Here is a 13,885-nt window from a genome sequence, read left to right as displayed (position 1 = left end):
TATTATTCCAGTTTAGGAAAATTAAAAATGAGGAGTGGTTGCAATGAACAGAATCGTATTGGTCACAGGTAGCAGCAGAGGGCTGGGAGCCTCTATAGTAAAAACATTGGTAAAGCAAGGGTTTAAAGTGGTCATCAATTATTACAAGAGCAAAGATGCCGCTGAGGAGCTTGTTTTTGAGCTAGGGAAGGATAATGCGATTGCGATTTGTGCTGATGTTACAAATCGTCAGGAAGTCGAGACGATGGTAAAAAAAGCAACAGAGTATTTTGGTCAAATAGATGTTGTCGTGAACAATGCATTGGTAGATTTTAAATTTGATCCGAACAAACAAAAATCCTTTACTGACCTTCAGTGGGAGGATTATCAAAAACAGCTAGATGGCACTTTAAAGGCCGCATTTAATGTAGTACAAAGCGTTATGCCGCAATTTATGGAGCGGCGAAATGGAAGTATTATCAGTATTGGCACCAATTTATATCAAAATCCGGTCGTACCTTACCATGAATATACAACAGCTAAAGCTGGATTGATCGGTTTTACACGCAATATCGCTTCGGAACTGGGACAATACGGCATAAAAGCGAATGTCGTTTCAGGGGGCTTATTGAAAACGACTGATGCCAGTTCTGTCACAACCCCGGAAGTATTCGATTTGATTGCTCAATCAACGCCATTGAAGAAAGTGACGACGCCTGAAGATGTAGCCAATATGGTGGCTTATTTATCTTCGGAAAATGCTGACGGAATTACAGGTCAAAACCTCACAGTAGACGGCGGTTTGACGATGAACTGATAACTTCATTTGCACTAGATAGTTTTGTGAAAAAGACTTTTTACGCAGTCAATTATGATAAAGGAAGGGAAGTGACTAGTTGAAAAAGACGCAAAGGAAACAACTTCATTTAGGTGTTTTATTATATGGCTGTGGACACCATCAGGCTGCTTGGTTGATGCCAGATTCGAGTGTTGAACGCATTGGGGACATTTCATATTACCAATCTCTAGCGCAATTAGCCGAAAAAGGCTGCTTTGATGCCGTGTTCTTTGCTGACAACCATTCGTTCCTGGCCAACGATCCAAATGAAATGCCAGCCTTTTGGCTGGATCCAGTGGTCAATCTAACTGCTATTTCTCAAGTGACACATTATGTGGGATTGGTTTCAACGATCTCAAGCACCTTTTCAAATCCTTTCACTGCTTCAAGGCAATTGTTGAGCCTGGACCATATTACGAAGGGACGGGTTGGATGGAATCTCGTTACCTCGATGAGGGATGAGGAAGCGTTAAACCACAGTATGAGCGAATTGCCTCCCCATGATGAACGGTATGAAAAGGCTGACGAATTCGCCGCTGTCATGCATAAGCTATTTTTATCATGGGACAGTCACGAGGTTTTATACAATCGGGCAGATAAACAATTGATCAATCCTGTAAATATAAATCCTATTAATTTCAAGGGCACCTATTTTAAAGTGAAAGGTCCTTCCACGACACCGAAAAGCCCTCAAGGCAGGCCAGTTGCCATGCAAGCAGGAGCATCTAAACAAGGCATTGCATTGGCTGCGAAATATGCAGATGCCGTCTATTCCGTGTCATGGAACTTAAACCAAGCAAAAAAGTACCGTAAAAAGCTATATGAACAAATTAAGCAAAACGGAGCCTGTGATCGGCACATTAAGGTATTCCCCGGCTTAGTCACTTATGTAGGGCGTACTCACGAGGAAGCACTGGCCAAAAAAGCTGCGTTAGATGAAAAATTACCTGTAGAAACAGCTTTGAAACAGCTAAGTTTCTTTCTTCAGCAAGATTGTTCACATTGGGAAATTGATCTAAAAGTGCCCGCATTGCCTTCTATAGCAGAATTTAAGGGTCCGGTTGGCCGATACGAAACGATACTTGAAATCATTAAGGATACCCGGCCTACCGTAAAAGAACTATTAGGATACCTTAATGCAGGCGGTGGACATTTTACACTGATTGGCACTCCTGAAGAAATTGTTGATCAGATGGAGGTTTGGTTCGAGGCAGGTGTGGCTGATGGGTTCAATCTGATGCCTCCTACATTACCAGGCAGTTTAAAAGATTTTGTTGAACTCATTGTCCCTGAAATGCAAAAAAGAGGGATTTTCAGAAAGCAATATAAAGGGCATACCTTACGCGACCATTTAGGATTATCATAGTTAACAGAGCTTAAAAACAAATGGGAGGCCAATTATGGAAGTAATCTATTTAGCAGGTGGATGTTTATGGGGAGTTGAGGCTTTTATAAAAACTATACCTGGCGTCAAATTCACAGAAGCAGGAAGAGCCAATGGAACAAGCCACATACTCGAAGGAGCTTATGATGGCTATTCAGAATGTGTAAAAACTGAATTTGACCCGAGTATGATAACACTCAGGGGATTGATAGGTCATTTGCTTGAAATCATTGATCCCTAAAGCTTGAATAAGCAAGGGCCAGATATTGGTAAGAAATACAGAACAGGTATTTACAGCGAAACGCCACGACATTTAGAAGAGGCAAAGGTGTTTTTCAGTGAGAGAAACGATTATAGCCGCATAGTGATAGAGATCCTGCCACTTGTAAATTATGTGAGAAGTGCGGAGGAACACCAAGACAGATTAGCCAGATATCCAGGCGAATATTGTCATATTCCATTAGAAGTCTTAACTAAATATAAGTAAGGAACGTTTAGAATGAAATTCCTATTTAAAGCAATTATTTAATGACTAAAAGCTATTTAAACAAAAAGGGAGAGAAGAGGCTTATTTGAACTGCGCCCCATTTAATGGACAGTTTATAAAAAAGGTACCCTGCAGCTAGGCTGCGATTAGATGACTTCGGTATTGTGCCGGAGTCATCTTTTTTAGATTCCATTGCTTGCGCGTTCCGTTGTAATACTCCATGTACTCATCCACCAGCCCTTTCAGTTCATCCAGGCTGGTTGCTTGTTTAAAATCGACATCATCTTTAAAGTGACCAAAAAATGATTCGATGGGGGCGTTGTCGAGGCAATTGCCCCGGCGGGACATGGATTGGGTCAACTTCAGTTCCTTCACACGTTGTTGGTATTCGGGATGGGTGTAGTGAAAGCCTTGATCGGAATGAATCATCGCTTCCGGGTGAACATTGCCATCCAACGCTTCCTTCAATTTCTTCAACGTACGGTAAACAATTTCCATCGTGAGCGTCGTCGTGACTTCATAGGCGACGATTTCACGGGTGGCGACATCTTTTACGGCGGACAGATACGCCATTTACCCCGAACGGTTGGGCAGATACGTGATATCAGTGACGAATACCTTGCCGGGTTCATCTTGTTCAAACTCGCGGTTTAACAAGTTCGGACATACGGTGTGTTCTTGTGTGGCTTTGGCGATTTGCTTATAGGGATTCGCTCGCCGGATTTTGGCAAAGAGATTGAATTTGCGCATGAGACGCAGGATCTTCTTGTGGTTCATAGGCGTTTCCAACAGTTCAGTGAGTACCATATAAAAGGTGCGATACCCGATTTTCCCTCGATGCGCATCGTAGATGCTTTTGAGCAACTGGTAGTCCTGGTAGTCTTGTTCTTCGCGAATGGCGTGCTGTTCTGTTTTCTCTAGCCAGGCGTAATAGCCACTCCGGCTGACCCTCGCTGTGCGGCAAAGAGTTTCCACCAAATTCTTCAGTTGGAATTTCCGGACCACTGTGTTGATCGCTTCGAATTTTTCCGCTGGGGTCAGCTGCGTTTCTTCGCCTGCCTCTCGAGCTCCTCGAGCTTTTTTAGCAACTCATTTTCCGCTTCCAGGTATTTGATACGTGCTTCCGCTTTCTCCAGCTTCTTCTCCGCCGAGAGATCTTTGGTGGAAGGGCGGCCGGTACTGCCTTTTCCACGACGCTCTTCAAAAAAGCCTTCTTCTCCATACGTTCTAAACGTCGTCCGCCAACGGTTCAAAGAAGACGTCGCTTTTTTTGAACCGATAACCGTTAAATCAAAACCACTTTCACTAAAGATTTGGGCAGGGCCTTTGCCCGCTAAGTTCTCTTTCACGGCATGGATTTTGAATTCCGGCGTGTACTGAATCGCCCGATCGGATACGGAAGCGACATTCGGATTCGCCTCCAAGACCCGTTGTTGGTGTTCGTTGAATATAATTTTACTCATATGATCTTCTCCCGTCCAAGTTAGCTAAATCTAGTATACCGGGGTCTGAAAACAGAAAAAACCCCAAATGGGGTCACTTTTTTTAAAGTGTCTACCATTTGGGGTTCAGTTCACGATTAAGGTTTCTTCCCTTTTTATTCGTAGAGATGCACGTTTATGAATCGTTTAATCTTGTGAAAAGAAAATTGTTAAGTAATTTCCTACTAAATTGAGATAGAGAGGGTAGGTAAATAATAAAGAAGAAACGGGGGAATAGGTGTGGAAATATTTTATTTTTTAATAGGGATTCTTCTGTTAACGGCAGGAATCATTGATTTTTTATGGACCACTTTATGGGTAGATGGAGGAGCCGGTCCTATAACCGATCGGTTAGCTACTTTTACCTGGAAGAGTTTAAAACGAATGAGCAAAAAAGTTCCGAAATTTCTTAGCTTTTCCGGTCCTCTTATCATGACCTTGACTATTAATTTATGGATAGTATTGGTATGGATGGGCTGGACATTCGTTTTTGCCGGAAGTGAAAGCGCGATATCGGATTCAACCGATAACGAACCGATTTCTTGGGTGGAAAGAATTTATTACGCTGGTTATACCATTATCACGTTAGGAAACGGGGAATACAGCCCGAAAGAAGGGGGATGGCAAATTGCTTCCATTCTCGCATCTGGAACTGGCATGCTGTTGATCACGATGAGTGTCACTTATATTCTTTCCGTCATCAATTCGGTTATCCAACAACGGTCTTTTGCCGATAGTGTAACCGCTATGGGAGAAAGCAGCAAAGAAATAATCAAAAACTCATGGAATGGGAAAGACTTTCGAAACGCAGATTTATTGCTGAATACATTTGCCGCCCAATTGTCCACTTTGGCTGAACAAAAAAAGGCCTATCCGATTCTTCAATATTACTATAGCGAGAATTCGAATAAAGCGATAGCTCCAGTACTAGCTCAATTGGATGACGCAGTAACTATTTGGCAAATGGGTATTCCGGAGAAGTATGTGCCTAATCAACTCCTCCTGCAGCAAGTTCGTGCAGGGATAATTAGCTACTTAAATACATTTAAAGGGGAGGCCAGCCGATCCGCAGCTGATTCTCCACCTCGTATTGATCTAACTGAGATTCAAGCTGCAAGTATGCCGATTGTTTCTAAAGAGAGTTTTGAAGAAAGGGTTGGGGCACTCGAAGGCCATCGAAGAAAATTGCTTCAATTAGTTCAAGCGGATGCCAGAGAATGGCCAGGTAAAAAAGAACATAAATAGATACAGCAATTGAAGTAAGAATTGAAAAATAGATAAAAAGCTTTTTAGGTGTATGTTAAAGTAAAAACAAATATGGTTTCAGGAAGCCTATCCAATACTTAAAAATCTTCAGAATTTAAAAGTAGTTGAAACAGTCCATTAAAGTTACAAGTAGATAGGGGAGGAAAATATGAAGAACATCACACCATTTTTAATGTTTCAAGGCGGTAAGGCGGAAGAAGCTATGAATTACTACACATCCCTCATCGAGGATTCAGAAATTAAAAACATCACTCGATACGGAGCTGAAGGGCCAGGTAAAGAAGGAACAGTTTTCCAAGCTGTCTTCTCATTAAAAGGTCAAGAGTTCATGTGTATCGACAGCCATGTTGACCATGAGTTTACGTTTACTCCGTCTTTTTCCATCTATCTTACGTGTGATACGGAAGAGGAAATTGACAGCTTATACGATAAAATGATGAAAAATGGAAAGGCACTTATGCCTATAGATAACTATGGATTCAGTAAAAAATTCGGGTGGCTGGTAGATCAATTTGGGGTGTCGTGGCAGTTGAATTTGCCAGAATAAACTTGCTGTAAATGAAGTGCCGCATGGCTTGCCAGCGAGCGATAATCTTGTAATAAGGATTAGCGCTCTTCTGAATTTCTTATAAAATCTATTAATTGGCTGTAACTGATTAAAAATAAATAACGTTCATAATTTCAATCTCAATTGGCTTGAACAATAATGAATTGAACTTTCAAAAAAGATATATTCAAAAGCATATTAATAAGGTTTAAAGCCGGCATTTGAAAACATAGTTGATACATCAAAATTTATTGAGAGTAGGAACTTCATGTTAAGTTCTTTCTCTTTTTTATTCGTAGGGCTGTACTTTTACGAACGGTCATAAAGGGCTTTAGTTAGGAAAATTAAAAAAGAATCCATCCAGGTTCCTTTATCTTTAATTTATTGAGCTATGATACTTATCAAATAGAGCTGCCAAAGAGTCCCTGAAGCTCGATGCCTCTCTTTCCATTAAAGAATTGCACGCAAAAATTTTAAATTTCTACAGTCAAAAAGCTCAAGAACGTGTTTCTTTGTCTGTAACCGTACATTTTCACGAATGCTTAAAGGCAATGTAAATTAACGAAGGGATTTAAAATAACCAATCTTTGTTCAACCTAAAGTTGTATAGAATGGAAGAAGTGAGTTGAGTAAAATTTAAGAAAAGATAAATTTTTTATCAATAACTATCTTCAAATATACAGTTTTATGATGGAAAACTGTTGGAAAGAAGGTTCACGCATGAAGTTTAAAGAATTTACAGCGACTCAAATTAGAATTGCTAGGCCTACGGATAAATTCGAAGAGATTATAGATTTCTATGTAAATGGTTTAGGGCTTGAAGAAATAGGAAGGTTCGAAAAGCATCAAGGTTATGATGGCGTGATTATTGGCTTGCCTAATGCCGATTATCATTTAGAATTCACTCGTCATGAAGAGGGAAGTCCATGTCCCGCGCCTTCTAAAGATAATTTACTAGTATTTTACATAACCAATAAGGATGAAATATACGCTATTTACGAGCGTTTGCGAAACATGGGCTTTGAGGCAGTCGCACCTGAAAATAATTATTGGAAAGAAAAAGGGATTACGATTGAAGATCCTGATGGTTGGCGCATCGTTTTAATGAATCGTGCATACGAATAAAAGGAATGTGCAGCTCCTTTCTTTTTTGATAATAAAACATATTTTTCTATTGGATTATTTTCTTAATAAGAGTTAGAAAAATAAATGTACAGAAATCTTGATAAGAAAAAAGCTGCCGGGAGTTTCCTGGCAGCTTGGAGAATCGTTATACAGGATTTTCTTCTGTATTTTTTACTTTCACTTTTTCTTCTTTTTCTAATTCCTGGAGCAGTTTTTCTCCTTCGATATCCAAGTCTGGCAGAAGCTTATCGAGCCATTTCGGCAGCCACCAGATTTTGTCGCCGAACATCGACATGACGGTCGGCACGAAAATCATCCGAATCAGGAAGGCGTCTACTAGAATACCGAATGCCAAAGCGAAGCCAATTTGCTTGATCATAATATCATCCGTAAAAATAAAGCCGGAGAAAACCGAAACCATGATCAATGCGGCAGCGACGACAACTTTGCTTGCAGTCTTATAGCCGTTAACAATGGCGTGGTTGCCTTTTTCACCATGAATATAGGCTTCGCGCATGGAAGAGACAAGGAATACTTGATAATCCATGGCAAGGCCATACAAGATGCCTGTGACCATAATCGGGATGAAGCTCAGCAAGGGACCACCTGTATCAATGCCGAATAGGGAACCGAGCCAACCCCACTGGAACACAGCAGTTGTTGCACCGAATGTTGCCATGATGCTCAAAAGGAAGCCAGCAGTCGCTTTGATCGGAATCAGGATTGAGCGGAATACGACGAGCAGTATCAATAGAGATAGGACGACGATAATCACAATGTAGATCGGGAACACTTCGGCCAATTTCTCCGAAATGTCGATATTGATTGCGGTCATTCCGGTCACGCCAATTTCAGCGTTCGTGTTTTCGGTAGTTGCTGCATCTGTACGCAGGTTTTCTACTAACTCTTTTGTCGCTTCATCCGTCGGTCCGTTTTTTGGAATGATGGAGATGATCGCAATAGTTCCATCTTCATTAAATCCGCCTGGAGAGACTTCTGCTATGCCGTCTTGCTGTGAAATATTGGACAGCAGCTGGAAGTATTCCTGTGGATCGACTGCCGCCGCGTCTTTATCTTTTGCAACGACTAAGAGCGGTCCGTTAAAGCCCTCACCAAAACTTTCAGAAATAATATCGTAACTTTGTCTCGTAGGTGTATCTTTATTGGAGCTTGCACCAGATGGCATGCCCAGATTCATCTGTGCAACCGGAATGGCAAGCGTCCCAAGAATCGCAATGACAAGTAACACCGCGACCCATTTGGCTTTCAGAAGGCCCGTAATCCATCCTTGGGCAAAGCTTGGTTTGGAAACTGCAGCTGTAGCTGTCTGCTGTTTGTTTCTTGTTTTATTCGAAACGATTCGCTCACCGATCAACCCAAGCAATGCCGGGAGGAGTGTCAGTGCGACGAGTACGTCGATCAAAACGGTCAAGGCAGCAACAAGTGCCATACTGCTCAGGAATCCGATTCCGATGACCAGTAAACCGCTTAGCGCGATGATGACCGTTAGGCCGGCAAAAAAGACCGCGCTGCCAGCTGTACCGGTTGCGCGTGCTGCCGCTTCTTTAGCGGAAAGTTTTTTCGACATGATCAGATTGCGCTGGCGATTAACGATGAATAGCGCATAGTCGATTCCGACGGCTAATCCGATCATGAGCGCAAGTACCGGTGTCAGGCTGTTGATCTCGAACAGATTCGACAAAGCGAATGTTCCGCCAACACCTACGCCAACGCCGATTAAAGCGACAACAAGCGGCAAGCCGGCGGCGATGAGGGAACCGAGAGTGACAACCAGGATGATTCCGGCAATCGCCAGGCCGATGATTTCATGCGTGCCGCCAATTGGAATATCGACCCCTTGCAGCGTGCCTGTCGGGATAACGTTGATGGAAGATCCTTCTTCTGCGATTTCTGCTGCATCCGCGAGTTCTTCGCGTTCACCTTCACTCAGATCTTCTGCTGTTTTGGTGAGTTGAAATTGGAATAACGCGACGGTGCCATCTTCAGAAATTTGGACGCCGGGAACCGGCATGTCCTGGATGACTAAAGGACGATGAGCGACTTCAGACGTCTGCAGCTGGCTCATCATGCCCTGCAGTTCCTGCATCTGCGCCATTGCTTCAGGATCCTGCAGCATTTCCATTGGATTTACGACGTGGTTCAATCCATAAATCTCGTTTACGGCCATGGCAAGAGCTTGCGCGTTCGCAGGGTCATCAATGGTTTGCCCTTCAGCGACTTCAAAAAGATAGCTTCCTTGGCCGCCGGATGCTGCCGGGTATTCTTCTGCAAGCTCATCCAACACATCTTGGGCTGCGGTTCCATCAATTCTTGTCTCACTGCTTGTGCTTACGCCATTCGTGACGATGGCGGAAATAATAATACCTAAAATAAGCAGCCAGCCGGCAATGAAAAGCCAGGGCTTGCTGTATGCTGTTTTTCCGATGCTGTAAAAAAATCTCGACATGTGTGAAACTCCGTTCTCTGCTTGGTTTTAGTCGTTCATTTGAATCCTTTTCGTAAATGAGTGAAGACAGTATCCATATACTGATTGAACTCATTGCTTGTTTCGTTTTGCTCTTCATCTTCCGGCAAATTCACATCGAAACTTTCATCGAGAACCGGTAGGAGTGCGCCAAAAACAGCGCCTATCAGAATAGGGTAATATTCCTCCGGATAATCACTTCCGTATTCTTCGCTGATGCCGCGTGCTGCAAAATCCTGCATTTCCTTTAAGGCACCGGTTACATACAGCCGAAGTGCTGGATGCATGCGTGAAAGGGAAATAAGCTGGTTCAGCCGTTTCAGTTTATTGATGGTAAAACTGCGTCGGATGAAAATTTCAATGGTACCTAAAGGGGTGTGATCTTTCGGAGAAAATTCAAATTGATCCTCCGGTTGGAAATAATCATCCAGACCTAAGGAATTCGCAATCGCTTCTTCCTTGCATGAAAAGTAATTGGCGAATGTCCGCCGTGAATAACCGGCCTTCGTTACAATGTCTTCCACCACGAAACCATCCACTCCGCGCTCGACAGCGAGCGCAAAGGCAGCTTCGGCCAATGCTTTTCGCGTCGCGATCTTCTTTTTATCGCGCAAATTGCTTTCTGCCATTTCTTCACCTCATTCAAGATACGTTAAAGTTATAACACGAAATTGCCCAAAGGGCAAATTTACCTTTTGTGCAAGTTCGGCTTACATCTATTTTATGAATATAATGAAGAAATTATTGAATCTTGTTATTTAACTGGAACAACCATTGGTGTAGACATATGTATTTGCCAGTCGGAGAATGGAGAAGAGGAAATGCTAGGAGGAAAGAAAAAATGGAAATATAAGAGGGCTGTACCTCATTATATTGCTCATGAAATAGTAGAATGCTTAAACAACATCAAATTAAAAAACAGGAAAACATACCTCGAGTGATCAGTCTACGTTTTCTTTTTGTTCCTCGATTTTATTTTCATATAAAAAACATAACCCGCATTCAGAAGGAACAGAATGATGGCCGAAGTTAAAAAACCGAGTATTCCTGGCAGATTAGGACCTGTTAGCAAGTAGAAGATTGACCCTAAAATAAATACTGTAAAACCGGCTATGCTAAGTTTCCATTTGGAATTTTCGATTCTCGACATCCTTCTATTCCTCCTTTTTGTCTAGTCACACGTTAAGTAACTGCAAAATATCTTTTGGTTCTTCCAATACGTAGTCAGCTGATTCAAATCCTTTTTGCTGTTTTGCGCCCCATAACGCAAGCGCAAATTTTACGCCTGCCTGATTCGCGCATTGCATGTCGTAGACCGAGTCCCCAATGTAAATGGCTTCGCTTGGAGGGGCGTTCAATTTCGCTAAACAAAGCAATAACGGATCCGGATGCGGTTTGTGTTTTTGTGTGTCATCTGCGCAAACAATCTGTTCAAAATAAGAATTTAACCCAAACGGTTCGAATTCATCCGCAAGTTGCTTGTTCGTTTTCGACGTAACAATTCCTGTCCGGACCGGAATTTCCGGAAGGGATTGAATGACTTCTCGCAAATCTTCAAAGACATCCACTTCATGTGAAAATTCCAATACGGCTTGCGACCATTTTGGATGGACACGCTCAATATCGTCCACCTTCAGTTTTCTTAAGGTTTCTTTTCCGGGAATGCCCAGCGCAAACCGTAATTCTTCTAACGGATACTCACGGCCTTCTTCTCGCAGCACTTGGTCCAGCGATTTCAAAATGGCCCGTTCCGTATCCAAGATTGTTCCATCCACATCGAAAATTACGTATTTAAACAAATAAAATCCTCCTTCAAAATAATGGTGGCTTTACTTGACTTGACGTGCAGTTATTCTGTAAACGTGATATCGGTTGTCTCTTGCAATGTGGCGATATGGCTCAATAACCCATTTTGTTGATTGATGATTTGTTCGGCGCTCATATCGTCAGAATCCCAAGTGCCATGGGCATCTTTTGCCAGGATCACATCAAATCCCAAGTCGCTCGCACTTCGAGTCGTCGCAGCTATGCAATGTTCGGTCTGATTTCCGCCAATCACGAGCTGCTGAATGCCTTTATTTTTCAATGTTTCCAATAGCTCGGTTTCTTGGAAGGAATCCGCTGACCATTTTTGTACTACAGAATCTCCTTCATCTGGAGTTAGTGATGAATGGATTTGCCAAAAATCTGTGCCTTTTACAAGACCGGCATCATTATGCTGCACATAAATGACAGGGACCTTAGCTGACCGTGCTTTCTTAATGAGTGATCGGAGATTCTCGAGTAATTTTTCGCTTTGATAGACTGGATTGGAGGGATCAAACATTTCGTTTTGAGCATCAATGATTAATAAAGCGGTCTTAGACATGAGACATTCTCCTTTTCATTTTGGCTTTTCCTTTATATTACGAAGGATCTGCTCACTTGTATAGCTTGATGAATCTTAAATCTTTTTTCTATTATTTAATGAAAAAGTCGTAAAGAAAGCATTATATTCAATTAGAGTAAGTCAACACCTCCAAAGCTGCTAAAAACCTCAGCAGCTTTGGAGATGTTTTGTTTTTTATAAAAAAGAAAGGGTCACTCGATGATTCGATTCCCACTCAATCCACTAAAAATTTATTTGCCTAGAAGGATTGTTCACTTGAAATCTGTGGTATAGAATAGGAACAAGTGTTCTTTTAGGGGTGAATCAAATGACAGGTTACTCAGGAAGAAAACGGGTGATTGCCTGCATCGATATGCGCAGCTTCTATGCGAGCTGCCTGGCTGTCGAGATGGGGCAAGATCCGATGCAGGCCTGCATTGCGGTGGTGGGAAATCAGGAGCGAAAAGGCAGTGTGGTTTTGGCAGCTTCGCCGCGTATGAAAACGGAATTTGGCGTGAAGACGGGTACCCGGCTTTTTGAAATACCGGACGACCCGCGCATTCAACTGATTGAACCGAAAATGCATTTTTTCCTGAAAGTCTCAATGGCAATTACGGAGCTGTTGGGTCGTTATGTGGCGGAGGAGGACATTCATGTCTACAGCGTTGATGAAAGTTTCATCGACTTCACGGGCATCTTGAGCCAGTGGAACAGCCCAGAGGAAATTGCGGTGGATATCCAAGATGCCATTCAGCGGCAATTCGGATTGCCTTCCGCAATCGGCATCGGGCCGAACATGTTGCTGGCGAAACTAGCCCTGGACCTGGAGGCGAAAAAGAAGGGCGTGGTGCACTGGGAAATGGAAGATGTTCCGAAGAAATTATGGCCCGTCACGCCGCTCAGCAAAATGTGGGGGATCGGTTCCCGCATGGAAACCAATCTTAACCATATGGGCATTTTCTCGGTCGGTGATTTAGCTCAGACAGATCTCAAATTATTAGAAGCCAAGTTCGGCATCATGGGCCACCAATTGTACCAGCATGCCAATGGCATCGACTTTTCGGAACTCGGCGCCCCGCTTGTTGAGGGGCAGATCAGCTACGGAAAAGGACAGATCCTGTACCGGGATTATGTTGAGACGGAAGATATCCTTACGGTTATTTTGGAAATGTGCGAGGATGTGTGCAAACGGACCCGGGAAGCAGGAATGGCGGGGCGCACCATCCAGCTTGGAATCGGCTACAGCAAATCCGCTTATGGCGGCGGCTTTTCGCGTTCGCGTACAATCCATGAAGCGACCAATGACACCATGAAGGTTTACCGGGTCTGCCAGGACTTATTTCATGAATTCCATCAGAAGCTGCCTGTTCGCCAGGTTCATTTATCCATCAGCAAGTTGGAGGATGAATCTTCTGTGCAGCTGAGCCTGTTTGAAGAACGGAAATGGGAACGTAGAAAATTGGCTGCGGCCATGGACGAGATCCGGAACCGCTACGGCTATGCGGCTATTTTTCGGGCGGTTTCAAAAACCGAAGCTGGTACCGCAATTGCCCGAACCCAATTGATCGGTGGACATAAAAAATGACTCATAAAGTTTGGTTGAAGTTATGGCATCGGTATGCAAAAAGTTCACATGAATCCAAGTTTTTTAGATTGAACTCTGGATTATGATAAAGAATCCCACTTACCAATCAAGCTTCATAACTCCAAACCAGCAAATAAACATACGTCAGAGAAAATGATGTAAAAAAGAGAATGGAAGCTTTTAACCGCTAGAAAATACATATATGCCTCTTCTTCGATTAAGAAAATACTTTCTAATTTTTTTCCTATTCTTCGCATGCAGATTAAATAAGAACTTCAGCTTATATTTATCCTCACAGTATACTTTTTGTCAGTATGTGTTGTTAAAGTGCGTACTTCAC

Annotated in this window: 10 protein-coding genes and 2 pseudogenes; 7 read left to right on the top strand and 5 right to left on the bottom strand. The window is 42.7% G+C overall.

The annotated features are described in order from the left end of the window. Positions 1 to 43 precede the first annotated feature (43 nt). From NFU07_RS01110 to NFU07_RS01100, 3 genes and pseudogenes are all read left to right on the top strand, one after another. Complete coding sequence (locus NFU07_RS01110) at positions 44 to 796, top strand: 3-oxoacyl-ACP reductase (protein WP_251473420.1); 753 nt, start codon at positions 44 to 46, stop codon at positions 794 to 796. A gap of 79 nt (positions 797 to 875) precedes the next feature. After that, on the top strand, positions 876 to 2,183 hold the full coding sequence (locus NFU07_RS01105; RefSeq protein WP_251473419.1) for an LLM class flavin-dependent oxidoreductase: 1,308 nt from the start codon (positions 876 to 878) through the stop codon (positions 2,181 to 2,183). Positions 2,184 to 2,217: 34 nt separating this feature from the next. Continuing rightward, positions 2,218 to 2,688 (top strand): annotated as a pseudogene (locus NFU07_RS01100) (peptide-methionine (S)-S-oxide reductase). A 135-nt stretch (positions 2,689 to 2,823) separates the two neighbouring features. Here the strand turns inward: NFU07_RS01100 and NFU07_RS01095 are convergent. Continuing rightward, positions 2,824 to 4,151, bottom strand: a pseudogene (locus NFU07_RS01095) (IS3 family transposase). A 402-nt stretch (positions 4,152 to 4,553) separates the two neighbouring features. On the opposite strand from NFU07_RS01095, the gene NFU07_RS01090 reads away from it, so the two are divergent. The 3 genes from NFU07_RS01090 (at position 4,554) to NFU07_RS01080 (ending at position 7,107) form a co-directional block, all read left to right on the top strand. Beyond that, entirely contained in the window at positions 4,554 to 5,414 is an 861-nt protein-coding gene (locus tag NFU07_RS01090; RefSeq protein WP_251473414.1) for a potassium channel family protein, read from the top strand. Between the two features lie 169 nt (positions 5,415 to 5,583). Continuing rightward, positions 5,584 to 5,982 carry a VOC family protein gene (locus NFU07_RS01085; RefSeq protein ID WP_235199218.1) on the top strand — a complete coding sequence of 133 codons (399 nt, stop codon included), beginning with the start codon at positions 5,584 to 5,586 and terminating at the stop codon, positions 5,980 to 5,982. A 720-nt stretch (positions 5,983 to 6,702) separates the two neighbouring features. Further along, a complete protein-coding gene (locus tag NFU07_RS01080; RefSeq protein ID WP_251473412.1) occupies positions 6,703 to 7,107 on the top strand; it encodes a VOC family protein in 405 nt (134 codons plus the stop codon). Positions 7,108 to 7,252: 145 nt separating this feature from the next. Here NFU07_RS01080 and NFU07_RS01075 read toward each other — a convergent pair whose 3' ends face one another. From NFU07_RS01075 to NFU07_RS01060, 4 genes are all read right to left on the bottom strand, one after another. After that, positions 7,253 to 9,574: an MMPL family transporter gene (locus tag NFU07_RS01075; RefSeq protein WP_251473410.1), complete on the bottom strand. Its 2,322-nt coding sequence runs from the start codon at positions 9,572 to 9,574 to the stop codon at positions 7,253 to 7,255. Positions 9,575 to 9,609: 35 nt separating this feature from the next. Then, entirely contained in the window at positions 9,610 to 10,221 is a 612-nt protein-coding gene (locus tag NFU07_RS01070; RefSeq protein ID WP_251473409.1) for a TetR/AcrR family transcriptional regulator, read from the bottom strand. Between the two features lie 546 nt (positions 10,222 to 10,767). Further along, positions 10,768 to 11,391, bottom strand: coding sequence for an HAD family hydrolase (locus NFU07_RS01065; protein ID WP_251473406.1), 624 nt, complete (start codon positions 11,389 to 11,391; stop codon positions 10,768 to 10,770). A gap of 50 nt (positions 11,392 to 11,441) precedes the next feature. After that, positions 11,442 to 11,960 carry a cysteine hydrolase family protein gene (locus tag NFU07_RS01060; RefSeq protein WP_251473394.1) on the bottom strand — a complete coding sequence of 173 codons (519 nt, stop codon included), beginning with the start codon at positions 11,958 to 11,960 and terminating at the stop codon, positions 11,442 to 11,444. A 328-nt stretch (positions 11,961 to 12,288) separates the two neighbouring features. Between NFU07_RS01060 and NFU07_RS01055 the strand changes: the two genes are divergently transcribed. Next, positions 12,289 to 13,545, top strand: coding sequence for a Y-family DNA polymerase (locus NFU07_RS01055; protein WP_251473392.1), 1,257 nt, complete (start codon positions 12,289 to 12,291; stop codon positions 13,543 to 13,545). Positions 13,546 to 13,885 lie beyond the last annotated feature (340 nt).

The sequence above is a fragment of the Planococcus sp. NCCP-2050 genome (assembly GCF_023708025.1).
Lineage (GTDB): Bacteria > Bacillota > Bacilli > Bacillales_A > Planococcaceae > Planococcus.
The sequence above is the reverse complement of the archived record's forward strand: the minus strand, read 5'-3'. Positions and strand labels throughout refer to the sequence as shown.

What these genes read in the sequence shown, in the direction of transcription:
- NFU07_RS01110 (WP_251473420.1), top strand. Translation starts at nt 44, where the DNA reads ATGAACAGAATCGTATTGGTCACAGGTAGCAGCAGAGGGCTGGGAGCC.
- NFU07_RS01090 (WP_251473414.1), top strand. Translation starts at nt 4,554, where the DNA reads ATGAGCAAAAAAGTTCCGAAATTTCTTAGCTTTTCCGGTCCTCTTATC.
- NFU07_RS01085 (WP_235199218.1), top strand. Translation starts at nt 5,584, where the DNA reads ATGAAGAACATCACACCATTTTTAATGTTTCAAGGCGGTAAGGCGGAA.
- NFU07_RS01080 (WP_251473412.1), top strand. Translation starts at nt 6,703, where the DNA reads ATGAAGTTTAAAGAATTTACAGCGACTCAAATTAGAATTGCTAGGCCT.
- NFU07_RS01075 (WP_251473410.1), bottom strand. Translation starts at nt 9,574, where the DNA reads ATGTCGAGATTTTTTTACAGCATCGGAAAAACAGCATACAGCAAGCCC.
- NFU07_RS01070 (WP_251473409.1), bottom strand. Translation starts at nt 10,221, where the DNA reads ATGGCAGAAAGCAATTTGCGCGATAAAAAGAAGATCGCGACGCGAAAA.
- NFU07_RS01060 (WP_251473394.1), bottom strand. Translation starts at nt 11,960, where the DNA reads ATGTCTAAGACCGCTTTATTAATCATTGATGCTCAAAACGAAATGTTT.
- NFU07_RS01055 (WP_251473392.1), top strand. Translation starts at nt 12,289, where the DNA reads ATGACAGGTTACTCAGGAAGAAAACGGGTGATTGCCTGCATCGATATG.